This window comes from Edwardsiella sp. EA181011, from assembly GCF_000800725.1.
GTDB classification, from domain to species: Bacteria; Pseudomonadota; Gammaproteobacteria; order Enterobacterales; family Enterobacteriaceae; genus Edwardsiella; species Edwardsiella anguillarum.
The window spans coordinates 1,940,201-1,964,204 of sequence record NZ_CP011364.1 but is presented as its reverse complement, the minus strand read 5'-3'; the positions used below and the strand labels follow the sequence as shown (position 1 = coordinate 1,964,204).

Here is a 24,004-nt window from a genome sequence, read left to right as displayed (position 1 = left end):
GGGAAACCTCATTTCACATCAGATGGGCGCCGATCCAGGGAAGGATCTCTTTCTTACGGCTCAGCATGCCGGGCAGCGCCTGTACGGGAAGCGACGTACCGTCGCGGGCAACGCGATAAAGGTCGGTATGGCAGCGACGGATATCGCTGACCGCCAGCATCACGTAGTCCAGCGCCTGCTCGCGGCAGCGCTGTCGCATGCAGGCCAGCAGCGGTGCCAGCCGATCGGAAAGCTGCGTGGGCGAGGCGACCTCCAGCTGCGCCACCTCCAGGGTGTAGGCGCCGATGGCGAAGCGCTTGAGATCTTTTTCCAGCAGTCCCGCGGGGGTATAGCTATCCAGGCAGGTCTTTGCCACCAGCAGGCCATCCAGGAACGCCGCGTCATCGACGCCGCACAGTGGGCTCAGCGCGGCGACCGCCCGGCGATCCGCCTCGGTCGCGGTGGCGGAGATCAGGCCGACGGTATCGCTCAGAATGGCGCCCAGCAGCAGCGTGGCCTGACACCGATCCGGCACCATGACGTACTCCTGGGTCATGATCTGCCACAGCAGGGTCGCCGTACTGCCCACCCGGCGGATCCAGGCATCGATCGGCTCGGCGCTGGTCAGTGAGCCTAGCCGGTGGTGGTCGATTAGCCCCAGCAGGCGACACTCCGCCAGCCCCGCTGGCCCCTGTTCGGCATCGCTGAAATCGACCAGCCAAACATCCCGTCCATCCAGCGGCTCCGTCAGCGGCGCCGGCGCATCACACCCGGCCTGCCGCAGGATATAGGCCGTCTCATGGTTTATCTCGCCCAGGCGCCAGGCCGTCGCGGGCAGGCCGCGCGCCGTCAGCCACTGGGCGGTCACCAGCGCGCTGCAGATGCTGTCACTGTCGGGATATTTATGGCCAAAAACGTAGATCATCTCTCCTCCGTCACGATCGAATAACCACGGGGAGTTCAGGCACAAGCGCAGAGAAAAAAAAGCAGCACTGATGCCGCCGTTCCCGTGGAACGGTTGTCATCAGGCGTCATCATCCGTAATCAGATTACGGCGGTTGGAATAGGGGTGGCACGCCATCACCCGGGATTAGCTAACCCGTTTTCCCGAACGATGGCAAGGGAGAGAGTATTACAAAGCGTGTCCGCCGGCGGGCTCCGGCAGCCGGCAGGCGTCGCACAGCGCAGGCCATACCGCCATAGTGGCGGCCACAACCGCCTGCAGATCGGCGCAGTCAGCGCCCTCGCGAGCCCGCACCGACATCCCCTGGATCACGCAGCACAGGTAGCGTGCCAGCCCCTGTGCGTCGCTGTATGCCGGCAGCTCCCCCTGCGCCTGACGCAGCTGGAGAAAACGGGCCAGCATCGCCTCCTGTACCGGCTGACGGCTCTTCAGCACCTGGCTGACCTTATCCGAACAGCGGGTCTGCACCATAGAGGCGCAGATGATAAAACAGCCGCTGGGCGTATCACCGCTGGTAAAGCAGTTCGCCGTCACGCTCAGGTAGTTGTGAATCGTCTCGGCCAGCGGCAGCGTCACGTTAAACAGCAGGCGGTCGTACTTGTCCTCGTTACAGGCGGTGTAATACTCCACCACGGCACGGAACAGCCCCTCTTTGTTCTCAAACTCGGCGTACAGCGTCGGCGCCTTGGCACCGGTGGCCTCCACCAGATCCGCAAGGGAGGTGGCCTCATAGCCCTGACGCCAAAACAGCTCCAGCGCCTTACGCAGCGCCACCTCCCTGTCAAACACCTTTGGACGGCCGCGCCCGGCGCGCTTATAGGATGTATGTTCAGTTGTCATTCCCTTTCCTACACCTCACTGACTGGATCTCACGCTAAAGGTAGCCCTCCGCCCCTGAATATGCAAACCGCGGCGCATCGGGGGTGCAGGCGGAAAAAGGGACGCGGACGCCCGCCGCGGACATCAATATCTTTTTGTTAACAAACATAGAGTTAACAATTTTATTAATAAGCGTTAATAAAAAACATTGACGCCGCTTCGGCGACGGAATTACCATTAAATTAGCGATCGTTAAAATAATAGATAAACGACGCCGTATCCCATAGCGTCACCGCGATCGTAACTGTGATGACACGTCAACGCATTCAGGTCCCCAGGCGACTCCCGCGCGCGCCGTGTCACCGACCATCGCACAAAAAAGTAAGGTGATTGCCATGTACAATACCGATTTTATCAGCGCACTGCGCACCTGGATCGACAGCAACGTTGCCGCTATCTCATCCCTTGACGACGTGGCGGCGCGCGCCGGTTACTCCAAATGGCACCTGCAGCGCATGTTTAAAGCGCACACCGGCGTTCGGCTGGGGGAGTATATCCGCAATAAAAAGCTGGATGAGTCGGCCCGCCGGCTAAAAGTCTGCCAGGGGTCGATTCTCGACGTCGCCCTGTCGATGGGCTTTGACTCCCAACGCTCCTTTACCCGCTCTTTCAAGCGGCGCTTTGACGTGACGCCGGGCGTATGGAAGAAAGAGGTGACGGCGGGGAAACCGCTGGATCGCGCCGCCTGAACGGCGGCGGCGATCGGCCCGTCGCAGACGCAGTCTCACCACTGTCTCCGCAACGGGCTATCCTGACATACCCTATGGCTTAGCGCCCCTCGGTACGCCCCTTACCCTGCTCGGCCGGACGGCGCGGGCGGCGATTTTGCCCCTGACGCGGCGCCGCACTACGCGGCCCCTCCGCGCGGCGCCCCTGCCCCGCACGCTCCGAACGACCGCTGTTCTGGCGCCCGCCCTGGCGGCCATTCTGAATCGGCTCAGCCTTAATGGTCGGATCCGGCTCATAGCCCGCAATGGCCATGCGCGGAATCGGGCGCTTCAGCAGACGTTCGATGTCGCGCAGCAGCTTGTGCTCATCCACGCAGACCAGCGACAGCGCCTCGCCGGTCGCCTGGGCCCGCCCGGTGCGGCCGATACGGTGCACGTAGTCCTCCGGCACGTTGGGCAGCTCATAGTTCACCACGTAGGGCAGCTGATCGATATCCAGGCCGCGCGCGGCGATATCCGTCGCCACCAGCACCCGAATATCACCGCTCTTAAAGTCCGCCAGCGCACGGGTACGCGCGCCCTGGCTCTTGTTGCCGTGGATCGCCGCCGCGCTGATGCCGTCTTTATTCAGCTGCTCCGCTAGGTGGTTGGCGCCGTACTTGGTACGGGTGAAAACCAACACCTGACGCCAGTCCCGGGTGCCGATCAGGAAAGAGAGCAGCTCGCGCTTGCGCTTCTTATCCACCAGATGCACGTGCTGAGTCACCAGCTCTGACGCGGTATTGCGGCGCGCCACTTCCACCTCGGCCGGGTTATGCAGCAGCGAAGCCGCCAGCGCCTTGATCTCATCGGAGAAGGTGGCGGAAAACAGCAGGTTTTGCCGCTTGGCCGGCAGACGGGCCAGCACGCGGCGAATGTCGTGAATAAAGCCCATATCCAGCATCCGGTCGGCCTCATCCAGCACCAGGATCTCGACCTGAGACAGATCCACCGCATTCTGATGGGCCAGATCCAGCAGGCGCCCCGGTGTCGCCACCAGCACATCCACGCCGCCGCGCAGCTTCATCATCTGCGGATTAATGCTCACGCCGCCGAACACCACCAGCGACCGCAGCGGCAGATGACGGCTGTACTCGCGTACGTTTTCACCGATCTGCGCCGCCAGCTCGCGGGTCGGCGTCAGGATCAGCGCCCGCACCGGGCGGCGTCCCTTACCATTTTTGGGGTTCTGGTGCAGCAGCTGCAGCAGCGGCAGCGTAAAGCCGGCGGTCTTACCGGTGCCGGTCTGGGCGCTGGCCATCAGATCGCGACGCTGCAGCACCAGGGGAATGGCCTGCTGCTGGATCGGGGTCGGCTCACGATAGCCCTGCTCTTCCACAGCGCGTAACAGTTCGGCACACAGGCCAAGGGAATCAAAAGACATGAAAAACTCCAGACCCGCCCGCTCCCTGTGCTACAGGGATGCAGTTTCCGGACAGGCGTATCAGACGAGGCAAAGCAAGAATTACCACGAGGACAGGCACAAACTGCAGGTACATAATTAGCGCACAGTGTAACAGCATGCGCCCGCGCTGTCTGCCCCCTATTACGCTTCCGTCATCCGCTTTACAGCGGCGAAAAAAGCGCCTAAAGTTAATCAATCATATGATTGACTTTTAACGAGGTCGCGATGAAGACGCCCCGCGGCAACGCGGCGCTGGCCAGCGCAACGCCCCGCGGCGAACAGGCGCGTCAGGCCCTGATCGATGCCGGGCTGACCCTGTTTGCACAGCGGGGGCTGGAGGGTGCCACCACCCGCGATATCGCGCTGGCCTCTGGGCAGAACATCGCCGCCATCACCTACTACTTTCACTCCAAGCAGGGTCTCTATCTGGCCGTCGCCCAGTGGATTGCCGATACCCTTAACGCCAGCTTCCACCCCCTGCGCACAGAGTGCGAACGCTTTCTGAGTCGGGCCGAGGCGACGCCGCAGGCCTATCTGGTGCTGATCCAGCGCGCCATCGCTCACCTGTGTCATCTGATGACCCAGCCGCAGACCCTGCACCTGAGCCAGATTATCTCACGGGAGCAGATGCTGCCCAGCGCCGCCTCGCCCATTCTGCACGATCAGTTTATTTCGCCGCTGCACACCCTGATGACCCGTTTGGTGGCCGGCTATGCCGGGCTAGACGCGACGCAGCCGGCGGCGGCGCTGCACACCCATGCGCTGCTCGGCCAGGTACTGGCCTTTCGCATGGCGCGAGAAACCATACTGAACCGCACCGGCTGGCCCCAGATAGGCCCGGCCCAGGCGCAGGCGATCCATGAGGTCGTGCAGCTGCACACCGAGCTGCTGATGAACGGGCTGCGTCACCGCGGCGCCGTCGGGAATGTGAGGAAACCATCATGAATAAAAGGCGCATCGCAGGCGTGGTCACCGGCATCGTACTGATTGCCCTGGCCGCTGCGGGATATTACTACTACCGCAGCCAGCAGGATCAGCCGCTGACGCTGTACGGCAACGTCGACATCCGCACCGTCGATCTCGGGTTCCGCATCAGCGGCCGTCTGGCGTCCCTGAGCGTCGATGAGGGCGCCGCGGTTAAGCCGGGTATGCTGCTGGGCCGGCTGGATGACGCCCCCTATGTCAATGCCCTGAACGAAGCGCGCGCCAACGCCGCCGCCGCACAGGCCAACCTCGCGCTGCTGCAGGCAGGCTACCGCAGCGAAGAGATAGCCCAGGCTCAGGCGGCCGTCGCCCAGGCCGACGCCAACTATCGCTATGCCCAGAGCTTCCTCGATCGTCAGCAGGGGCTGTGGGCCAGCCGCGCCGTATCGGCCAACGAACTGGACAACGCGCGCACCAACCGCAACCAGGCGCGCGCCCAGCTGCAGCAGGCGCGCGACAAGCTGGCCCAGTACCAGGCCGGTAACCGTCCGCAGCAGATAGAACAGGCCCAGGCTCAGCTGCAGCAGGCCCAGGCCGCCCAGGCCCAGGCCGAGCTGAACCTGCACGACGCCGCGCTATTCGCCCCCTCCGCCGGTACGGTAATGACCCGCGCCGTCGAGCCAGGCACCATGCTGGCCGCCGGAAATACAGTATTCAGCGTCGCCCTGACGCGCCCGGTCTGGGTACGCGCCTATGTCGACGAGACCCACCTGAACCAGGCCATTCCCGGCACCCAAATCGACCTGTATATCGACGGCCGCCGCCAGCCCTACCATGGCACCATCGGGTTCGTCTCCCCGACCGCCGAGTTTACGCCCAAAACCGTGGAAACCCCGGAGCTGCGTACCGCGCTGGTCTATCGCCTGCGCGTGATCGTCAACGACGCCGACGATGCGCTGCGCCAGGGAATGCCGGTCACCCTGCGCTTTGCCCCGACGCAGCGCTAGCGGAGCCGATCATGGAGAGCCGCTATATCGCGCTGGAGGGGCTGGAGAAACGCTTTGACGGGCTGGATCGCCCGGCGGTGGCCAGCCTGACGATCCGCATCGCCAGCGGCGCCGTCATGGGGCTGGTCGGGCCGGACGGCGCCGGAAAAACCACGCTGATGCGCATCCTGGCCGGGCTGCTGAAGCCCAGCGCTGGCCGCGTCAGCGTCGTCGGGCTCGATCCCCTTCGCCAGGATCGCCAGCTGCACGCCATCCTGGGCTATATGCCGCAGAAGTTTGGCCTGTATGAAGATTTAACGGTGATGGAGAATCTGAACCTGTACGCCTCGCTGCGCGGCGTCATCGGCGCCGAGCGTCAGCGTACCTTTGAGCGGCTGCTGGCGTTCACCTCGCTGGCCCCCTTCACGGATCGCCTGGCCGGCAAGCTCTCCGGCGGCATGAAGCAGAAGCTGGGGCTGGCCTGCACCCTGATAGGATCGCCGCAGGTGCTGCTGCTGGACGAGCCGGGCGTCGGGGTCGATCCCATCTCGCGCCGAGAGCTATGGCGGATGGTACACAGCCTGGCCGACGACGGAATGCTGATCCTGTGGAGCACCTCCTATCTGGACGAGGCCGAACAGTGCCGGGAGGTACTCCTGCTCAACGAAGGACGCCTGCTGTACAGCGGCGCACCGCAGCAGCTGACCCAGCGCATGGCCGGGCGTACGCTCCTGCTGCGCGCGCCCGGCGTCTCCCACCGCCGTCTGCTGCAGCGGGCCATCACCCTGCCGATGGTCAGCGACGGCGTGATCCAGGGGCGGTATCTGCGCCTGATCCTGCAGGAGGGCTGCGACCATCGGCAGATCCCCGCGGCGCTCGGCCTCGCTCAGGCCGAGCTGCAGGAGGCCGAGCCGCGCTTTGAGGATGCCTTTATCGATCTGCTGGGCGGCGGGCCGCACCAGGCTTCGGCGCTGGCCGACATCATGCCGCAGGTCAACGCCGACCCCGCGCAGACGGTGATCGAGGCGCAGGCGCTGACCAAGAAGTTCGGCAGCTTCGCCGCCACCGACCACGTCGACTTTCAGGTCAGGCGCGGTGAGATCTTCGGCCTGCTCGGCCCCAACGGCGCGGGCAAGTCCACCACCTTCAAGATGATGTGCGGCCTGTTGGTGCCCACCAGCGGCCACGCGCTGGTGCTCGACATGGATCTGAAGACGGACTCCGGACGGGCGCGCCAGCACCTAGGCTATATGGCCCAAAAATTTTCACTGTACGGCAATCTGACCGTCGCGCAGAACCTGACCTTCTTCTCCGGGGTCTACGGCCTGCGCGGCAGGCGCCAGCGTGCCAAAATCGCCGACATGACCCGGGCGTTCAACTTCACGCCGATCCTGAGCCAGACGCCGGATGCACTGCCGCTGGGCTTCAAACAGCGTCTAGCGCTCGCCTGCGCCCTGATGCATGAGCCGGATATCCTGTTTCTGGATGAGCCCACCTCCGGCGTCGATCCGCTGACCCGACGTGAATTCTGGCTGCACATCAACGGCATGGTGGATAAAGGGGTAACCGTGATGGTCACCACCCATTTTATGGACGAGGCGGAGTACTGCGACCGTATCGCATTAGTCTACCACGGACAGATCATCGCCAGCGGATCGCCGGACGACCTCAAGGCGCGCATCGCCGGCGACGAGAACCCCAACCCGACCATGGAGCAGGCCTTCATCGGGCTGGTGCAGGCCTACGACCGGGAGCATACCCATGCCTGACAGCGCCACCCACTTCTCCTGGCGCCGTCTGCGCGCCCTGTGCCGAAAAGAGAGCGCCCAGATCGTGCGCGACCCCAGCAGCCTGCTAATCGCGGTGGTGATCCCGGTCGACTTCGCCGCGCGCCTGCTACGCACTCAGGATGTCGCACCGATCCAGGTGATCACCGACGGCAGCGAGCCCAACACCGCCAACTTTGTCCGCGGCTACACCGAAGGGGTCTGGCAGATCTGGCTGCAGCAGCACGCCCTGGCAAGCGGTCAGCCTTACCAGCCGCCCATCGATATACAAATGCGCTACTGGTTTAACCCCGCCGCCATCAGCCAGCACTTTATCATTCCCGGCGCGATCACCATTATCATGACCGTGATCGGCGCGATCCTCACGTCGCTGGTAATCGCTCGCGAATGGGAGCGCGGCACCATGGAGGCCCTGCTCTCCACCCAGGTCACCCGCACCGAGCTGCTGCTCTCCAAGCTGCTGCCCTATTATGTGCTGGGCATGCTGGCGATGGGGCTGTGCATGGTGGTGGCGGTCTTCATCATGGGCGTGCCGTTTCGCGGCTCGCTGCCGATTCTGTTTGCCATGACCAGCCTGTTTATGGCCAGTACCCTGGGGATGGGACTGCTGATCTCCACCGTCACGCGCAATCAGTTCAACGCGGCGATGATCGCCCTTAACGCGGCCTTCCTGCCGGCGGTGATGCTCTCCGGCTTTGTGTTTGAAATCGACAGCATGCCGGCCATCGTGCGCGCGGTGACCTATGTCATTCCGGCACGCTACTTCGTCAGTACCCTGCAGTCCCTGTTTTTGGCGGGCAATATCACCAGCGTACTGATGGTTAACCTGGCCTTTATGCTGGCATCAGCGCTGGTTTTCATCGGCCTGACGGCCCTGAAAACCCGGCGGCGGCTGGACTGAGGAGGAGAAGACTATGCTGCACCGCCTGCTGACCCTGATCGTCAAAGAGCTGCAGTCCCTGCTGCGCGACCCGCAGACCCGGACCATTCTGGTGGTTCCGGTACTGATGCAGGTGCTGCTGTTTCCCTTTGCCGCTACCCTCAACGTCACCAACGCCACCATCGCGGTGTACAGCGAAGACAGCGGCCAACTCTCCGTCGAGCTGACCCAGCGGCTGGCCAAGGCCAGCGCCTTCTCCCAGGTGATCCTGCTGCACAGCCCGCAGGCGATCGCGCCGACCATCAACGACCAGCGCGCGCTGCTGGTGGTGCGCTTTCCGGCTAACTTCAGCCGCGACCTGCTGAGCGGAAAGCCGAGCGCGCTGCAGCTGATCCTCGATGGCCGCAGCTCCAACAGCGCCCAGATCGCCGCCAACTACGTACAGCAGATCGTCAGCGACTACCAGCAGACGCTGATGCGCGCGCGCAGCCAGCCCCCCTTGGTCAACAGCGCGCTGATCGTCCGCAACTGGTATAACCCCAACCTGGACTACAAATGGTTCGTCGTGCCCTCGCTGATCGCCCTGATCGCCACCATCGGCGTGATGATCGTCACCTCGCTTTCGGTGGCGCGCGAGCGGGAGCAGGGAACCCTGGAGCAGCTGCTGGTTTCGCCGCTGAACACCGGACAAATCTTCATCGGCAAAGCGGTGCCGGCGATGATCGTCGCCACCTTCCAGGCGACCCTGGTGCTGCTGATCGGGATCTTTGGTTATCAAATCCCCTTTGCCGGCTCCCTGTGGCTGTTTTACTTCACCCTGTTAGTGTATGGCCTGTCGCTGGTCGGCTTTGGGCTGTTTATCTCCTCGCTGTGTGCGACCCAGCAGCAGGCGTTTATCGGCGTCTTCGTCTTCATGATGCCGGCCATCCTGCTGTCCGGCTACGTCTCCCCGGTGGAGAACATGCCGCTCTGGCTGCAGCGCGTGACCTGGATTAACCCGATCCGCCACTTTACCGACATCACCAAGCAGCTGTACCTCAAAAACGTCGGCTTTAGCGTGATCTGGCACAGTCTGTGGCCGCTGCTGGTGATCACCATCACCACCGGCGGCGCCGCCTATGCCATGTTCCGGCGTAAGATAGCCTGAGGACGGCGCGGGGCTGATGCCAGCGACCGTCCCCCTTGCTATACTGCGCACAGCGTTTTTCTTGACTGACAGGATCGCCCGCGCGCTATGGAGCCGACTTCACACACCATGTCCCTTTCCGGCATTACCCGCAGCTACCTGCTGTTCCTGCTGCTGCTGCTGCTGCTGCTGCTGCTGGGCAACCTGCTGTATGGCTATAACTATGTGAACGCCTATATCGGCGCCAAGCAGAATATGCTGGCCTCGGTGGCCAGGCAAATACAGCAGCGGGTGGAGACCTACCGCTTCATTACCTACCAGATCTATGAAAACATCCCGGCGGAAAGCGCCGCCGACGCTGCGCCGACGCCGCGAGAGCTGCGCCTGCGCCCGGACATCTATCTGCTGGACAAGGCCCGCCATAAGACCGATGCGCTGATCTTCGGCCTGCACGACAACGCCACCACCGATCTAGCCCAAGGCCTGTCACGCTATCTGGACGTCCTGTGGAGCGCCAGCACCGACGCCTACTCGCTCTACTACCTCAACGGCCAGGACAACAGCCTGATCCTGATTTCGACCATGCCGATGAAGGATCTCTCGGCGCGCTATAAAGACGGCTACCTGGGCAATCTGGTGGAGACCCGCAAAGCCGAAATGCTGCAGCAGTCCAATGCCCTCGACCTGCGTGAGGGCTTCTCCGGGCTGCGCAAGTTCCGTTTTCTCAACGCCTACTACTTTACCCTGCGCACCACCTTTAATAATCCGGGCCATCTGGCCACCGTCATCGCCTTCGATCTGCCGGTGGGCGATATTCTGCCGGACAATCTGCCGGCGACGCGCTTCCAGCTGCTAGAGGATCAGGACAGCATCAGCGACTGGGGCGGTCACGATGAGCTGCCGCGCGCCTTTACCCAGCTGGGCTGGCCCTGGGTCACCGTCAATGCGCCCATCTACAATACGCCGCTGAAAATTCAGTTTCATATCCCGACCATGACCCTCACGCTGGATCTGGCGCGCAATAACTTCTGGGTACTGCTGATCAACCTGGCGCTGCTGATCCTCTCCGCCATCGGCTTCTACATCATCCGTCACCAGTATGTACGCCCGGGCAAACGCATGGCGGCCCAGCTGAACGCCCAGCAGGAGATGAACCAGGAGATCATCACCCATCTGCCGATGGGGCTGCTGATTTACCGCTTCGACAGCGACACCCTGGTCGCCAGCAATAAGCTGGCCGACCATCTGCTGCCCCACCTGAGCCTGAACAAAATCGCCGCCATGGCCGACCGCCACCAGGGGAAGGTGCAGGTCAGCGTCAATAACGCCATGTACGAAGTGCAGATGGTGCGCAGCCAGCAGACACCCTACTCCGCGCTGTTTCTGATCCGCAACCTGGATAGCGAAATGCTGATGAGCCAAAAGCTCAAGCTGACGCAGGCGGAGTATGAAAAGAACCTGACGGCGCGCAAGACCATGACGGACAACCTGGGCCGGGAGCTGCGCGATCCGCTGGCGCGGATAATGCAGATCTGCGAGAGCCTGCGCCGCGACCGCGACGCCGACGGCCCATCGCCGCTGGACGATCTGTGGCTGGAGAGCCAGCACGCCCAGCGCCTGATCGATGAGATCACCCTGCTGACCGCCGTCGAAAGCCAGGACTGGGCGCCGCCGCAGGAAACCTTCCGCCTGCATGAACGCATCGATGCCCTGCTGCTGCGCAGCCTGCCGGCCATGCGGCGCAAGGGGCTGATGCTGCTGGGACGGGTTGAAACCGATCCCGCCCAGCAGTTCAACGGCGATATCGCCACCCTGGAGCGGGTGCTGGAGATGCTGCTGCACTACGCCATCATCACCACCGCCTACGGCAAGATCGGCCTCACCATCGCTCCCGATGCTCAGCGCCCCGGCCTGCTGCAGATCACCCTCAGCGACACCGGCGCAGGCGTCTCCAGCGCCGAGCGCCACAACCTGCGCTATCCGGCGCTGGCGCCGGCCCAGCGCGATCGCTTCGCGCGCGGCTCCAGCCTGACCTACTATCTGTGTGCCCAGCTGTGCCGACGCCTGGGCGGCGAGCTGACCATCGACAGCAGGCATGACATTGGCACCCACTACCGCTTTAGCTGCCAGATGCAGGCGCTGCCCCTGGCCGATCAGGACGGTGAGGGGCTGCTGGACGGCATCACCATCCGTCTGCGGATTACCTCAGAGGAGATCCGCTCCCGGGTTGCCCAGCGCCTGGAGGGCTTTGGCGCCACCCTGCTGACCGCCGACGCGGAGAGCGACGGCGCAGAGATCCACAGCGATCTGACGCTGACCGACGATCCGGCGCTGGCCCAGGCCGATACCCTGCTGCTGGCGGCGGATATCGACGGCTTTGAGGAGTACGCGCCGCAGCGGATCCGGGCCAATTTTAACCTGACTGATGCGCTGATCGATGCCATTCTGCTGCTGATCGAACGGCAAATGGCGGCGACAGAATCGCCAGCGCGGTGCGAATATGCTGAAAATACGTCTCTCGATATTGACAACAATCCTTTTAAATCAAAGGATTATTATTCTCTATTTTTGGACACAGTACCCGCAGATGTTCAAAAACTGTATACTGAGTCGGATCAACAGGATTGGCCATCGCTGGCCCTCACCGCACATCGCCTCAAGGGGGTCTTTGCCATGCTGGCGTTTCCCGCCGGCAAAGGGCTGTGCGAACAGTTGGAAGAGGCCATTAAACGCAACGATGCGGCACACGTTAGAGTCCTGATCAGTCACATTGACGCTTTTGTCAGCCGACTGCTGCAACTAGGTAACCAACAATATGAATAACCTGAATGTAATCATTGCTGATGACCATCCCATCGTCCTGTTCGGCATCCGCAAATCGCTAGAACAGATCGAGTGGGTTAACGTGGTCGGAGAATTTGAAGATTCCACAGCGCTGATCAATAGCCTGCCCAAACTGGACGTCAACGTACTAATCACCGATCTCTCCATGCCCGGTGACAAGTACGGCGACGGCATTACGCTGATCAAATACATCAAGCGCCACTTTCCCGAGCTGTCTATCATCGTACTGACCATGAACAACAACCCGGCGATCCTCAGCGCCGTGCTGGATCTGGATATCGAGGGGATCGTGCTGAAGCAGGGGGCGCCCACCGACCTGCCCAAGGCGCTGGCCGCCCTGCAGAAAGGCAAAAAGTTCACACCGGAAAGCGTCTCCAAGCTGCTGGAGAAAATCAATGCCAGCGGCTACGGCGACAAGCGCCTCTCGCCGAAAGAGAGCGAGGTTTTACGCCTGTTCGCCGAGGGCTTCCTGGTCACCGAGATCGCCAAAAAGCTCAACCGCAGCATCAAGACCATCAGCAGCCAGAAGAAATCAGCGATGCTGAAGCTGGGGGTCGACAACGATATCGCCCTGCTAAACTATCTGTCATCGGTCAATATCATGCCGAATGACGACAAGGCATAACCCCACGCCCCGCCTCCGTCGGCGGGGTTTTTTTATGCCTCTTTCTCCCGCCGCCGGCGAATCTGCTGCGCATAGCCGCTGAGGGAGGCCAGCAAATCCTCCCGCATCACCGGCTTGGACAGGCAGCTGTCCATCCCCACCTCAATACAGCGCTGGCGCTCCTCGGCCAGCGCGTTAGCCGTCACTCCCACGATCGGCAGGGTGCGCCCCTGCTGACGCAGTCGCTCGGTCAGCTGGTAGCCATCCATATTGGGCATATTCACGTCCGTCAGCACGATATCCGCCGCCTGCTGCTGCAGCGCCCCCAGGGCATCGACCCCATCGCAGGCCACCGCGACCTGGCTAAAGCCCAGCGAGATCAGCTGATCGGCCAGCAGACGTCGGTTGATCGGATGATCGTCCACGATCAGGATCGCGATATCGCTGAAGTCCTGCTGACGATCCGCCGGCGCCGCTATGGCGTTGTCCAGGCAGCACTCTGCGGCGCTCTCCGGCGCAAAAATGCGGTTCAGCACCTGCAGCAGCTCCAGCGGCGCGGCGGTATTCAACAGCCATTCCCCCGAGGCGCGGCGACAGGCGTGGCCGAGGTAGTCGGCGCACAGCCGCACCTGGGCGGCGAACGCCTGCTCCGTCTGCGGCGGATGATCGCAGATCAGCACATCCTGCGCCGTCGACGGCGTCATCGGCGGACAGAGGCACACCCGCGCACCGGCGGCGCTCAGCAGCGTCTGCAGATAGCGCTCCAGACGGGCGTTATGGATATCCAGCCACAGGGTGCGCTGCTGCAGCACCGGCTGCAGCGGCTGCGCCGCCTTGGCCTGATACATCGGCAGGCGAATGGTAAAGATGCTGCCCAGCCCCGGCGACGACTCCACCGCGATATCGCCGTCCATCAGGCTGACCAGCTTCTCGCAGATGGCCAGCCCCAGCCCGGTGCCGTGAAAATGGCGCTGAACGCCGCTGCCCACCTGAAAGAAGGGATCGAACAGGCGCAGCACGTCGCGCGGCGGGATCCCCAGCCCGGTGTCGCGCACCCGGAACTCCAGATAGAAGTCATTCACCCGCGCCTGCAAAATAATGCAGCCGGTATCGGTAAACTTGATGGCGTTGCTCAGCAAATTCGAGAGCACCTGCTGAATGCGCATGATGTCGCCGGAGAGGGCCTCCGGGACATCCGGCTCAATAAAGCAGTACAGCGTCAGACGTTTACGTACCACCAGCGGGAGGTAGTTGCCGATGATATGCGGGATCACCTCGCGCGGGACAAAGCGACCGGGCTCGATCTTCAGCTGCTCCGACTCTATCTTGGAGAAATCAAGGATATCGTTGATGATCTTCAGCAACAGCCCCGACGAGTTGCTCATCGCCCCCAGCAGACGCTGCACCTCCTCCGGCAGCGTCTTGGTGCGCAGCAGATCCAGGTTGCCGATAATGCCGTACAGCGGGGTGCGCAGCTCATGGCTGACGGTCGCCAGAAACATCGATTTAGACTGGCTGGCCTGCTCGGCGGCGGCGGCCATCTCCTGCAGCGACTCCTCCATCTTCACCCTGGCGCTGACGTCGACCATGGCGCAAATCGCCACGTCTTCATTGCGGTAGCGCGAACGGACAAAGCTGATCTGCAGATTCTGGTTCTGTACGGTGATCACATCCAACACGCTGACCGGCTCTTCGCAGATAATCCGGGTGATGCGCTGGCGATCCTCGGGCGTAAACTGGCTGATATAGTTGTGGGCCAGCTCGTTACTGAGGATGTTGCTGCCGTCGCGCGCCCGCAGGATCGAAATGCCCACCGGCGCCGACGCCACGATCTTGCGGTTAAACTGCTCATGCTCCTCCAGCCGCAGCGCGTTATTCTCCGCCGGAAGGAACATCTTGCGCTCGAACAGCCAGGTCAGGACGAACAGGACGATCCCGCTGATCAGGTTCAGTACGATGGCGTTGATCAGCAGCAGGTTAAAGCGCTCCAGCAGCACCCGCGACGGCAGCGAGTAGACGATGGACAGACCGCTCGGCTGCAGCTTTTTCTTCAGCAGCAGCGTGTCGTAGCCGCTGTTATAGCCGAAGTAGTGCTCATCGTCCGGCAGGCCGCTCAGTATCGGCAGCGGCCCGCCGTTTTCGGCATAGCTCAACAGCGTATCGCCGCTGTCGCTGAGCAGCGTAACCCCGATCGGCAGTACCGACGGGTTGGTCAACTCCTCCAGACGCAGCGTCTGCTCGGTGCCCAACACCGCCTCCAGCTGGTTGCCGCTGTATATCGGTGAGGCGATATACAGCGAGCCGGCGTCGCTCTGCGCGCCCGGGATCACCCAGAACAGCGACTGATCCTTATCGTTGCTGCCCTGAAAACGCATCACCCGCTGCTGCAGCAGGCGCAGGGTGTTGCCGCCGTCCAGGGGCACGTTGCGAATGCTAAAATCGGCCAGGCATTGGCTGCTGCCGCCGATGACGAAGATCCGGTTGAGATCGTAGGCGGCGACAAAGTTCTCCTTCCAGTAGCGGATAAACCCGCTGAGCGCCCGCAGAGAGGTGCGGTAGCCCGCGCTGATGCGCCGGCAGTCGGACTCGGGAAAGATCGGCAGCAGCGGCGGCAGCTCGCCGCTGATGTCCAGAGCCCTGCCGCTGTAGGGCTGAATGCTACCGTCGCTGCCCGACCAGGCCAGCCGATTCTCGGCGATATAGCGAATATCGCGCATGGTGGCGTTAGCGTGACGGATGACCGACTGGGCCTGATCGAAGTTCAGGTTAAAGTCTTGACGGATATCGGACTCTTTCTCATGAAACTTATTCAGAATGTAGAAGGTGGTCAGCAGGGCACCCAGGATCCACAGCATCAGCGCCAGCGTGCGGAACAGATAGCGGGAAACCTTGAGCGTGGTGCGAAAGGAGACGAAGTATTTCAACGTGGCGCCCGTAACCGTAGTAACAGAGGGAATGGCGTTAAGGTAGCGGCAAACCCCGCCCGGCGCAATGACCTGGCGGCATAACGGCGCGTCAGCGCTAGTCAGGAGGCAAGCCTCAACCGCTATTCGGGCAGATCAGCGGCATAAAAAAGGGCCGGAGTAACCGGCCCTTGTGACACCTACGTCAACGCTTATTCAGCGTCGTCCTCGGCGGCATCGTCATCGCTCTCCACTTCCGGCACGATCTCATCGTCGCCCTCTGCGGCGCTGCCGTCGATGCTGTCCAGCTCTTCGTCGTCAACCGGCTCGACGACCCGCTGCAGCCCCACTACGTGCTCGTCTTCGGCGGTACGGATCAGGATAACCCCCTGCGTATTACGCCCGACGATGCTGACCTCGGATACGCGGGTGCGCACCAGGGTGCCGGCATCGGTGATCATCATGATCTGGTCGCAGTCCTCGACCTGCACCGCGCCGACGACGCTGCCGTTACGCTCGGTCACCTTGATGGAGATAACCCCCTGGGTCGCGCGTGACTTGGTCGGGTACTCGGCCACGCCGCTGCGCTTGCCGTAGCCGTTCTGGGTCACGGTCAGGATAGCCCCCTCACCGTGCGGTACGATCAGCGAGACCACGCGATCGTCTCCGGCCAGCTTGATGCCTCGCACCCCGGTCGCGGTACGCCCCATGGCGCGCACTGCGTCTTCCTTGAAGCGCACCACTTTACCGGCGGCGGAGAACAGCATCACCTCGTCGTTGCCATCGGTCAGATCGACCCCGATCAGCTCATCGCCGTCGTTGAGGTTAACGGCGATAATCCCGGCGGCGCGCGGACGGCTGAACTCGGTCAGCGCCGTTTTCTTCACAGTGCCGCTGGCGGTCGCCATAAACACGTTGACCCCTTCGGCGTACTCACGCACCGGCAGGATCGCGGTGATGCGCTCGTCGGCCTCCAGCGGCAGCAGGTTGATGATCGGACGGCCGCGTGCGCCGCGGCTGGCCTCCGGCAGCTGGTACACCTTCATCCAGTACATGCGGCCCCGGCTGGAGAAGCACAGGATGGTATCGTGGGTATTGGCCACCAGCAGCCGATCGATAAAGTCCTCTTCCTTAATACGGGCGGCAGACTTGCCCTTACCGCCGCGACGCTGAGCCTCATAGTCGCTCAGCGGCTGGTACTTCACATAGCCCTGATGCGACAGGGTCACCACCACGTCTTCCTGCTCGATCAGATCTTCGATATTGATATCCGCCGTGTTGGCGGTGATTTCGGTGCGGCGCGCATCGCCAAACTGCTCGCGGATAGCGATCAGCTCTTCGCGGATCACCTCCATCAGGCGCTCCGGGCTTTGCAGAATGAAGATCAGCGCGGCGATCTGCTCCAGCAGCGCCTTGTACTCATCCAGCAGCTTCTCGTGCTCCAGGCCGGTCAGCTTCTGCAGACGCAGATCCAGGATCGCCTGCGCCTGCTGCTCCGTCAGGTGATAATGGCCGTCGCGAATGCCATACTGCGGCTCCAGCCACTCCGGACGCGCGGCATCGTCGCCGGCGCGCGCCAGCATCGCCGCCACGTTGCCCAGCGTCCAGGCCTGGGAAACCAGCGCGGCCTTGGCCTCGGCGGGCGTCGGCGCGCGACGGATCAGCTCGATGATCGGATCGATGTTGACCAGCGCAATGGCCAGGCCTTCCAATATGTGGGCGCGCTCGCGCGCCTTGCGCAGTTCAAAGATGGTGCGGCGGGTCACCACCTCACGGCGGTGGCGCACAAAGGCTTCCAGGCACTCCTTCAGGGTCAGCAGCTTCGGCTGTCCCTGGTGCAGCGCCACCATGTTGATACCGAAGGAGACCTGCATCTGCGTCTGGGAGTAGAGGTTGTTCAACACCACCTCGCCCACCGCGTCGCGTTTGATCTCGATGACGATACGCATACCGTCTTTATCGGACTCGTCGCGCAGCGCGCTGATGCCTTCGACGCGCTTCTCCTTCACCAGCTCGGCGATTTTCTCGATCAGACGCGCCTTGTTGACCTGATAGGGGATCTCATGCACCACGATGGTTTCGCGACCATTCTTGGCGTCGACCTCGATCTCGGCGCGCGCACGCACGTAGATCTTGCCGCGCCCGGTGCGGTAGGCCTCTTCAATGCCGCGGCGCCCGTTGATGATCGCCGCCGTCGGAAAGTCTGGCCCCGGAATATGCTCCATCAGCCCTTCGATGGTGATGTTCTCATCATCGATATAGGCCAGGCAGCCGTTGATCACCTCGGTCAGGTTATGGGGAGGAATGTTGGTCGCCATCCCCACCGCGATACCGGCAGAGCCGTTGACCAGCAGGTTAGGCACCTTGGTCGGCAGGACGTCGGGGATCTGTTCGGTGCCGTCGTAGTTGGGCACATAGTCCACCGTCTCTTTGTCCAGATCGGCCAACAGCTCATGAGCAATCTTCGCCATGCGCACTTCGGTGTAACGCATCGCCGCCGCGGAGTCACCGTCGATGGAGCCAAAGTTACCCTGACCGTCGACCAGCATATAGCGCAGGGAGAACGGCTGCGCCATACGCACGATAGTGTCATAAACCGCGCTGTCACCGTGTGGGTGATATTTACCGATAACGTCACCGACCACGCGGGCCGATTTTTTGTATGGTTTGTTCCAGTCATTGCCCAGTACGTTCATCGCAAACAGGACGCGACGGTGTACCGGCTTCAGGCCATCCCGAACATCCGGCAGCGCACGACCGACGATAACGGACATGGCGTAATCCAGATATGAGTTTTTCAACTCTTCTTCGATATTGACCGGCGTAATCTCTCTGGCAAGGTCGCTCATGGAGCTGCTATCCCTCTACTAATTATTCATCTGCCGCTACCCTCAATACATCGAGTAGAACCAGGCGCATACACGATGACAAAGACGATAATGATACCACAAAGGCCGGGGTTGTGCGAAATGCACAGCGCCATCGTCGCGTGAGCGCCGACTGCCCCTTTGCCATCGCGGAACAACGGGTATAATCGCCCCAGAGGGTCTTTTTTGCGCGCGCCGCCGCGCTGAATTAAAGGAGTCAGAGGTGTCACAAAACGTTGATTTGCAGGAAATTGCCAAGTTTGAAGCCGTCGCCTCGCGCTGGTGGGATCCCGAGGGCGAGTTCAAACCGCTGCATCGCATCAATCCCCTGCGCCTGGACTATATCCTGCAGCGCGCCGACGGCCTGTTCGCCAAGCGGGTACTTGACGTCGGCTGCGGCGGCGGCATTCTGGCGGAAAGCATGGCGCAGGCCGGCGCCGAGGTCACCGGGCTGGATATGGGGGCGGAGCCGCTGCAGGTGGCGCGCCTCCACGCCCTGGAGAGCGGCGTCACGGTCAACTATCTGCAGGAGACGGTCGAACAGCACGCCGAGCGCGCCGACGCACAGTATGACGTGGTCACCTGCATGGAGATGCTGGAGCATGTGCCGGATCCCCGCTCAGTGGTTCTGGCCTGCGCCCGCCTGGTCAAACCCGGCGGACAGGTTTTCTTTTCAACCATCAACCGCAACCCCAAGGCCTGGCTGCTGATGGTGCTGGGTGCAGAGTACCTGCTGAAAATGGTGCCCAAGGGCACCCATGATCCGCGCAAGTTTATCCGCCCCGCCGAGCTGATGGGCTGGCTGGACAGCGCCCCGCTGACGGTGCGCCATCTCTGCGGTATGCACTATAACCCACTGCGCGATCGCTTCACCCTGGGCCAGGGGGTCGACGTCAACTATCTGCTGCACACCTGCCGCGAGGCGGAGTAACGCGCGCCGTCGTCACCGCTGCCGTTTTCCCCGCGGCGGTGACGTTTTAACCCATTCCGCGCCAGATCAAGATTGCCCGTTTCCGTAACGAATAATAAAACGGCAAACGATCAATTTTTTTAAAAGCGCCCCTCATGTTATCCCCTCGCGGACAGTGCCAGAGCGGACGCCGCCTACCGTCCGCTACATAACATTTCACCCCCAACTTATCCACAAGCATGCGCCATTTTGTTCACTTGCAAAACGCGGGCAACAACACTATCTTGTTGCCACATCGTCATTCACCCCCTATATATTGTGTTATCGCTGCGCCTACGCCACTAGCGTCAGCGGGGCTAACGCACGTCCAGCGGGGCTCACACGGACAGGAACGTATCCTATGAATCAGAGTCTGCTCGTCACCAAACGCGACGGAAGCAAAGAACGCATCAATCTCGACAAAATCCACCGGGTTCTCGACTGGGCGGCGGAAGGGCTGCAAAACGTCTCGGTCTCCCAGGTTGAGCTGCGTTCCCACATCCAGTTTTATGACGGCATCCGCACGGCGGACATCCATGAGACCATCATCAAGGCCGCCGCCGATCTGATCTCCCGTGAAACCCCGGACTACCAGTACATGGCCGCGCGCCTGGCGATCTTCCACCTGCGCAAGAAGGCCTACGGCCAGTTCGAACCGCCCAAACTGTATGACCACGTCGTACGCCTGGTGGAGATGGGTAAATATGATGCCCACCTGCTGACCGACTTCAGCCGCGACGAATTCGAACAGATGGATGGCTTTATCGACCATTGGCGCGACATGAACTTCTCCTATGCCGCGGTGAAGCAGCTGGAGGGCAAATACCTGGCGCAGAACCGCGTCAGCGGTGAGATCTATGAGAGCGCCCAGTTCCTGTATATCCTGGTCGCCGCCTGCCTGTTCTCCCACTACCCACGCGAGACCCGGCTGGACTATGTCAAGCGCTTCTACGACGCGGTATCGACCTTTAAGATCTCCCTGCCGACGCCGATCATGTCCGGGGTGCGCACCCCGACGCGCCAGTTCAGCTCCTGCGTGCTGATCGAGTGCGGCGACAGCCTGGACTCGATCAACGCCACTTCCAGCGCCATTGTGAAGTATGTCTCCCAGCGCGCCGGTATCGGCATCAACGCCGGGCGCCTGCGCGCGCTGGGCAGCCCGATCCGCGGCGGCGAGGCGTTCCACACCGGCTGCATCCCGTTCTACAAACACTTCCAGACCGCGGTCAAGTCCTGCTCTCAGGGCGGCGTCCGCGGCGGCGCGGCAACCCTGTTTTACCCGCTGTGGCACCTGGAGGTAGAGAGCCTGCTGGTGCTGAAGAACAACCGCGGGGTCGAAGATAACCGGGTGCGCCACATGGACTACGGCGTGCAGCTCAACCGCCTGATGTACCAGCGCCTGATCCAGGGCGGCGAGATCACCCTGTTCAGCCCCTCCGACGTTCCGGGTCTGTACGACGCCTTCTTCGCCGATCAGAACCTGTTCGAACGCCTGTATGTGCAGTACGAGCAGGACAGTCGCATCCGCCAGCGCAAGATCAAGGCGGTCGAGCTGTTCTCGCTGATGATGCAGGAGCGCGCCTCCACCGGGCGTATCTACATCCAGAACGTCGACCACTGCAATACCCACAGCCCGTTTGACGCCCAGGTCGCACCGGTGCGCCAGTCCAACCTGTGTCTGGAGGTCGCGCTGCCGACCAAGCCGCTGGAGGATGTCAACGATGAAACCGGCGAGATAGCCCTGTGTACCCTGTCGGCCTTCAACCTGGGCGCCATCGATTCGCTGGACGACCTGGAAGAGCTGGCCACCCTGGCGGTCCGCGCGCTGGATGCCCTGCTCGACTACCAGGACTACCCGATTCCGGCCGCTAAGCGCGGCGCTATGGGGCGCCGCACCCTGGGCATCGGGGTGATCAACTTCGCCTACTATCTGGCTAAAAACGGGGTGCGCTACTCCGACGGCAGCGCCAACGCGCTGACCCACCGCACCTTTGAGGCGATCCAGTACTACCTGCTGAAGGCCTCACACCGCCTGGCGCAGGAGCAGGGCGCCTGCCCGTGGTTCAACGAGACCACCTATGCGCAGGGGATCCTGCCCATCGACAGCTATAAGAAAGATCTCGACGCCATCTGTCGCGAACCGCTGCACTATGACTGGGAAACCCTGCGCGCCGAAATCGTCCGCGACGGGCTGCGCAACTCGACCCTGTCGGCCCTGATGCCGTCGGAGACTTCATCGCAGATCTCCAACGCCACCAACGGCATCGAGCCGCCGCGCGGCTATATCAGCATCAAGGCCTCCAAGGACGGCATTCTGCGCCAGGTCGTGCCGGAATATGAGCGCCTGAAGGATGCCTACGAGCTGCTGTGGGCCATGCCGGGCAACGATGGCTATCTACAGCTGGTCGGCCTGATGCAGAAGTTTGTCGATCAGTCGATCTCCGCCAATACCAACTACGATCCGTCACGCTTCCCGTCCGGGAAAGTACCGATGAAGCAGCTGTTAAAAGATCTGCTGACGGCGTATAAACTGGGGGTGAAAACCCTCTATTATCAAAACACCCGCGACGGTGCGGAGGATGTGCAGGAAGATCTGGGGAGCGCGCAGGACGACGGCTGCGAAAGCGGCGCCTGCAAGATTTAACCGCCCTCGCTGCACGGCGTCCCCGGCGTGGGACGCCGCATCCACGCATTATTTTTGACGCCTCGCACCGGCGGGGCACAACAGGATTAGGGTCATGGCCTACACCATCTTCTCTCAGAAAAAAAACGACCAACTGCTCGAACCGATGTTCTTTGGTCAGCCGGTTAACGTTGCCCGCTATGATCAACAGAAGCATGAAATCTTTGAAAAGCTGATCGAAAAGCAGCTCTCCTTCTTCTGGCGCCCGGAAGAGGTGGATGTCTCGCGCGATCGCATCGACTATCAGGCGCTGCCCGATCATGAAAAGCATATCTTTATCAGCAACCTGAAGTACCAGACCCTGCTGGATTCCATTCAGGGCCGCAGCCCCAACGTCGCCCTGCTGCCGCTGATCTCCATTCCGGAGCTGGAGACCTGGGTCGAGACCTGGTCCTTCTCCGAGACCATTCACTCTCGCTCCTATACCCATATCATCCGCAATATCGTCACCGATCCGTCGCTGGTGTTCGATGATATCGTCAGCAATGAGGAGATCCTCAAGCGCGCGCGCGACATCTCCGCCTATTATGACGACCTGATCGAAACCACCGGCTACTATCATCTGCTGGGGGAAGGAACGCACCAGATCAATGGCAAGCCGGTGACCGTCAGCCTGCGTGAGCTGAAGAAAAAGCTCTACCTGTGTCTGATGAGCGTCAACGCGCTGGAGGCGATCCGCTTCTATGTCAGCTTCGCCTGCTCGTTTGCCTTCGCCGAGCGCGAGCTGATGGAGGGCAATGCCAAGATCATCCGCCTGATCGCCCGCGACGAGGCCCTGCACCTGACCGGTACCCAGCATATCCTCAACCTGATGCGCTCCGGGCAAGACGACCCGGAAATGGCCGAGATCGCCGCCGAATGCGAAGATCAGTGCTATGACCTGTTCGTACAGGCTGCCCAGCAGGAGAAGGAGTGGGCCGGTTACCTGTTCCGCGACGGCTCGATGATCGGCCTCAACCGGGATATTCTGTGCCAGTACGTGGAGTACATCACCAACATTCGCATGCAGGCCGTCGGACTGTCGCTGCCGTTTGAGACCCGCTCCAACCCGATCCCGTGGATCAACGCCTGGCTGGTCTCCGACAACGTGCAGGTGGCCCCGCAGGAGGTCGAGGTGAGCTCCTATCTGGTCGGCCAGATCGACGCCGAGGTCAACGCCGACGATCTGAGCGGCTTCCAGCTCTGATGACGCGCACCGCTAAAGCCGTCGCCGCCGCGGCGACGGAAAGCCCGGATGCCCCGCGCTACCGTATCCGACTGGCGCGCAGCGCGCGTCAGCTGGAGCACCGCCCCGATCGGACGCTGCTCGCAACCCTAGAGCAGCAGCAGGTGGCGGTCGAATACCAGTGTCGCTCCGGCTTCTGCGGCGCCTGCCGCTGCCGCCTGCTGCGCGGGCGAGTCAGCTACCGTCAGGCGCCGCTGGCCTTTCTGCAGCCGGACGAGATCCTGCCCTGCTGCTGTATCGTGCAGCAGGACATCGAGCTCGATCTCTAGGGCGCCCGGCTCGCCGCGCGTCC

At 62.1% G+C, this 24,004-nt stretch carries 17 protein-coding genes and 1 riboswitch; of the genes, 12 read left to right on the top strand and 5 right to left on the bottom strand.

What is annotated here, in order from left to right; genetic code table 11:
* Positions 1–13: 13 nt before the first annotated feature.
* Positions 14–904 carry a DHHA2 domain-containing protein gene (locus QY76_RS08715; protein ID WP_045424315.1) on the bottom strand — a complete coding sequence of 297 codons (891 nt, stop codon included), beginning with the start codon at positions 902–904 and terminating at the stop codon, positions 14–16.
* Positions 905–997: 93 nt separating this feature from the next.
* Positions 998–1,073: riboswitch (Fluoride riboswitch) on the bottom strand.
* A 38-nt stretch (positions 1,074–1,111) separates the two neighbouring features.
* A complete protein-coding gene (locus QY76_RS08710; protein WP_034162579.1) occupies positions 1,112–1,783 on the bottom strand; it encodes a TetR/AcrR family transcriptional regulator in 672 nt (223 codons plus the stop codon).
* A gap of 374 nt (positions 1,784–2,157) precedes the next feature.
* On the opposite strand from QY76_RS08710, the gene QY76_RS08705 reads away from it, so the two are divergent.
* Entirely contained in the window at positions 2,158–2,511 is a 354-nt protein-coding gene (locus tag QY76_RS08705) for a helix-turn-helix domain-containing protein (RefSeq protein ID WP_034162580.1), read from the top strand.
* Between the two features lie 79 nt (positions 2,512–2,590).
* On the opposite strand, the gene rhlE is transcribed toward QY76_RS08705, so the two are convergent.
* Entirely contained in the window at positions 2,591–3,913 is a 1,323-nt protein-coding gene (gene rhlE / locus QY76_RS08700) for an ATP-dependent RNA helicase RhlE (RefSeq protein ID WP_045424312.1), read from the bottom strand.
* Between the two features lie 246 nt (positions 3,914–4,159).
* Between rhlE and cecR the strand changes: the two genes are divergently transcribed.
* The 7 genes from cecR (at position 4,160) to rcsB (ending at position 13,106) form a co-directional block, all read left to right on the top strand.
* Positions 4,160–4,879 (top strand): transcriptional regulator CecR, encoded by a 720-nt coding sequence (gene cecR, locus QY76_RS08695; RefSeq protein WP_045424309.1) that lies wholly within the window; start codon positions 4,160–4,162, stop codon positions 4,877–4,879.
* Positions 4,876–5,865, top strand: a complete 990-nt coding sequence (gene hlyD, locus QY76_RS08690; protein WP_034162582.1) for a secretion protein HlyD — start codon at positions 4,876–4,878, stop codon at positions 5,863–5,865. The genes cecR and hlyD overlap by 4 nt, the downstream gene beginning before the upstream one ends.
* An 11-nt stretch (positions 5,866–5,876) precedes the next feature.
* A complete protein-coding gene (locus tag QY76_RS08685; protein WP_034162583.1) occupies positions 5,877–7,613 on the top strand; it encodes an ATP-binding cassette domain-containing protein in 1,737 nt (578 codons plus the stop codon).
* Entirely contained in the window at positions 7,606–8,532 is a 927-nt protein-coding gene (locus QY76_RS08680) for an ABC transporter permease (protein WP_045424306.1), read from the top strand. Before QY76_RS08685 ends, QY76_RS08680 begins: the two co-directional genes overlap by 8 nt.
* Positions 8,533–8,545: 13 nt before the next feature.
* Entirely contained in the window at positions 8,546–9,658 is a 1,113-nt protein-coding gene (locus QY76_RS08675; protein WP_034162585.1) for an ABC transporter permease, read from the top strand.
* 87 nt (positions 9,659–9,745) lie between these two features.
* Entirely contained in the window at positions 9,746–12,460 is a 2,715-nt protein-coding gene (gene rcsD, locus QY76_RS08670) for a phosphotransferase RcsD (protein WP_045424303.1), read from the top strand.
* Positions 12,453–13,106 carry a response regulator transcription factor RcsB gene (gene rcsB / locus QY76_RS08665; RefSeq protein ID WP_012849164.1) on the top strand — a complete coding sequence of 218 codons (654 nt, stop codon included), beginning with the start codon at positions 12,453–12,455 and terminating at the stop codon, positions 13,104–13,106. Before rcsD ends, rcsB begins: the two co-directional genes overlap by 8 nt.
* A gap of 32 nt (positions 13,107–13,138) precedes the next feature.
* On the opposite strand, the gene rcsC is transcribed toward rcsB, so the two are convergent.
* A complete protein-coding gene (gene rcsC, locus QY76_RS08660; protein WP_045424300.1) occupies positions 13,139–16,009 on the bottom strand; it encodes a two-component system sensor histidine kinase RcsC in 2,871 nt (956 codons plus the stop codon).
* A 191-nt stretch (positions 16,010–16,200) separates the two neighbouring features.
* Positions 16,201–18,837: a DNA topoisomerase (ATP-hydrolyzing) subunit A gene (gene gyrA, locus QY76_RS08655; RefSeq protein ID WP_045424297.1), complete on the bottom strand. Its 2,637-nt coding sequence runs from the start codon at positions 18,835–18,837 to the stop codon at positions 16,201–16,203.
* A gap of 241 nt (positions 18,838–19,078) precedes the next feature.
* On the opposite strand from gyrA, the gene ubiG reads away from it, so the two are divergent.
* From ubiG to yfaE, 4 genes are all read left to right on the top strand, one after another.
* The gene (gene ubiG / locus QY76_RS08650; protein ID WP_045424294.1) at positions 19,079–19,786 is read left to right on the top strand and encodes a bifunctional 2-polyprenyl-6-hydroxyphenol methylase/3-demethylubiquinol 3-O-methyltransferase UbiG; all 708 of its coding nucleotides are present in this window, start codon (positions 19,079–19,081) and stop codon (positions 19,784–19,786) included.
* Positions 19,787–20,165: 379 nt separating this feature from the next.
* Positions 20,166–22,448 carry a class 1a ribonucleoside-diphosphate reductase subunit alpha gene (nrdA, locus tag QY76_RS08645; protein WP_034162589.1) on the top strand — a complete coding sequence of 761 codons (2,283 nt, stop codon included), beginning with the start codon at positions 20,166–20,168 and terminating at the stop codon, positions 22,446–22,448.
* Between the two features lie 94 nt (positions 22,449–22,542).
* Positions 22,543–23,673 carry a class Ia ribonucleoside-diphosphate reductase subunit beta gene (gene nrdB, locus QY76_RS08640; RefSeq protein WP_034162590.1) on the top strand — a complete coding sequence of 377 codons (1,131 nt, stop codon included), beginning with the start codon at positions 22,543–22,545 and terminating at the stop codon, positions 23,671–23,673.
* Positions 23,673–23,981 (top strand): class I ribonucleotide reductase maintenance protein YfaE, encoded by a 309-nt coding sequence (gene yfaE / locus QY76_RS08635; protein ID WP_045424283.1) that lies wholly within the window; start codon positions 23,673–23,675, stop codon positions 23,979–23,981. The genes nrdB and yfaE overlap by 1 nt, the downstream gene beginning before the upstream one ends.
* Positions 23,982–24,004: the final 23 nt, after the last annotated feature.

Bases quoted from the DNA above. Each gene is read 5' to 3' on its own strand.
- QY76_RS08715 (WP_045424315.1), bottom strand. From the start codon at position 904: ATGATCTACGTTTTTGGCCATAAATATCCCGACAGTGACAGCATCTGC.
- QY76_RS08710 (WP_034162579.1), bottom strand. From the start codon at position 1,783: ATGACAACTGAACATACATCCTATAAGCGCGCCGGGCGCGGCCGTCCA.
- QY76_RS08705 (WP_034162580.1), top strand. From the start codon at position 2,158: ATGTACAATACCGATTTTATCAGCGCACTGCGCACCTGGATCGACAGC.
- rhlE (WP_045424312.1), bottom strand. From the start codon at position 3,913: ATGTCTTTTGATTCCCTTGGCCTGTGTGCCGAACTGTTACGCGCTGTG.
- cecR (WP_045424309.1), top strand. From the start codon at position 4,160: ATGAAGACGCCCCGCGGCAACGCGGCGCTGGCCAGCGCAACGCCCCGC.
- hlyD (WP_034162582.1), top strand. From the start codon at position 4,876: ATGAATAAAAGGCGCATCGCAGGCGTGGTCACCGGCATCGTACTGATT.
- QY76_RS08685 (WP_034162583.1), top strand. From the start codon at position 5,877: ATGGAGAGCCGCTATATCGCGCTGGAGGGGCTGGAGAAACGCTTTGAC.
- QY76_RS08680 (WP_045424306.1), top strand. From the start codon at position 7,606: ATGCCTGACAGCGCCACCCACTTCTCCTGGCGCCGTCTGCGCGCCCTG.
- QY76_RS08675 (WP_034162585.1), top strand. From the start codon at position 8,546: ATGCTGCACCGCCTGCTGACCCTGATCGTCAAAGAGCTGCAGTCCCTG.
- rcsD (WP_045424303.1), top strand. From the start codon at position 9,746: ATGGAGCCGACTTCACACACCATGTCCCTTTCCGGCATTACCCGCAGC.
- rcsB (WP_012849164.1), top strand. From the start codon at position 12,453: ATGAATAACCTGAATGTAATCATTGCTGATGACCATCCCATCGTCCTG.
- gyrA (WP_045424297.1), bottom strand. From the start codon at position 18,837: ATGAGCGACCTTGCCAGAGAGATTACGCCGGTCAATATCGAAGAAGAG.
- nrdA (WP_034162589.1), top strand. From the start codon at position 20,166: ATGAATCAGAGTCTGCTCGTCACCAAACGCGACGGAAGCAAAGAACGC.
- nrdB (WP_034162590.1), top strand. From the start codon at position 22,543: ATGGCCTACACCATCTTCTCTCAGAAAAAAAACGACCAACTGCTCGAA.
- yfaE (WP_045424283.1), top strand. From the start codon at position 23,673: ATGACGCGCACCGCTAAAGCCGTCGCCGCCGCGGCGACGGAAAGCCCG.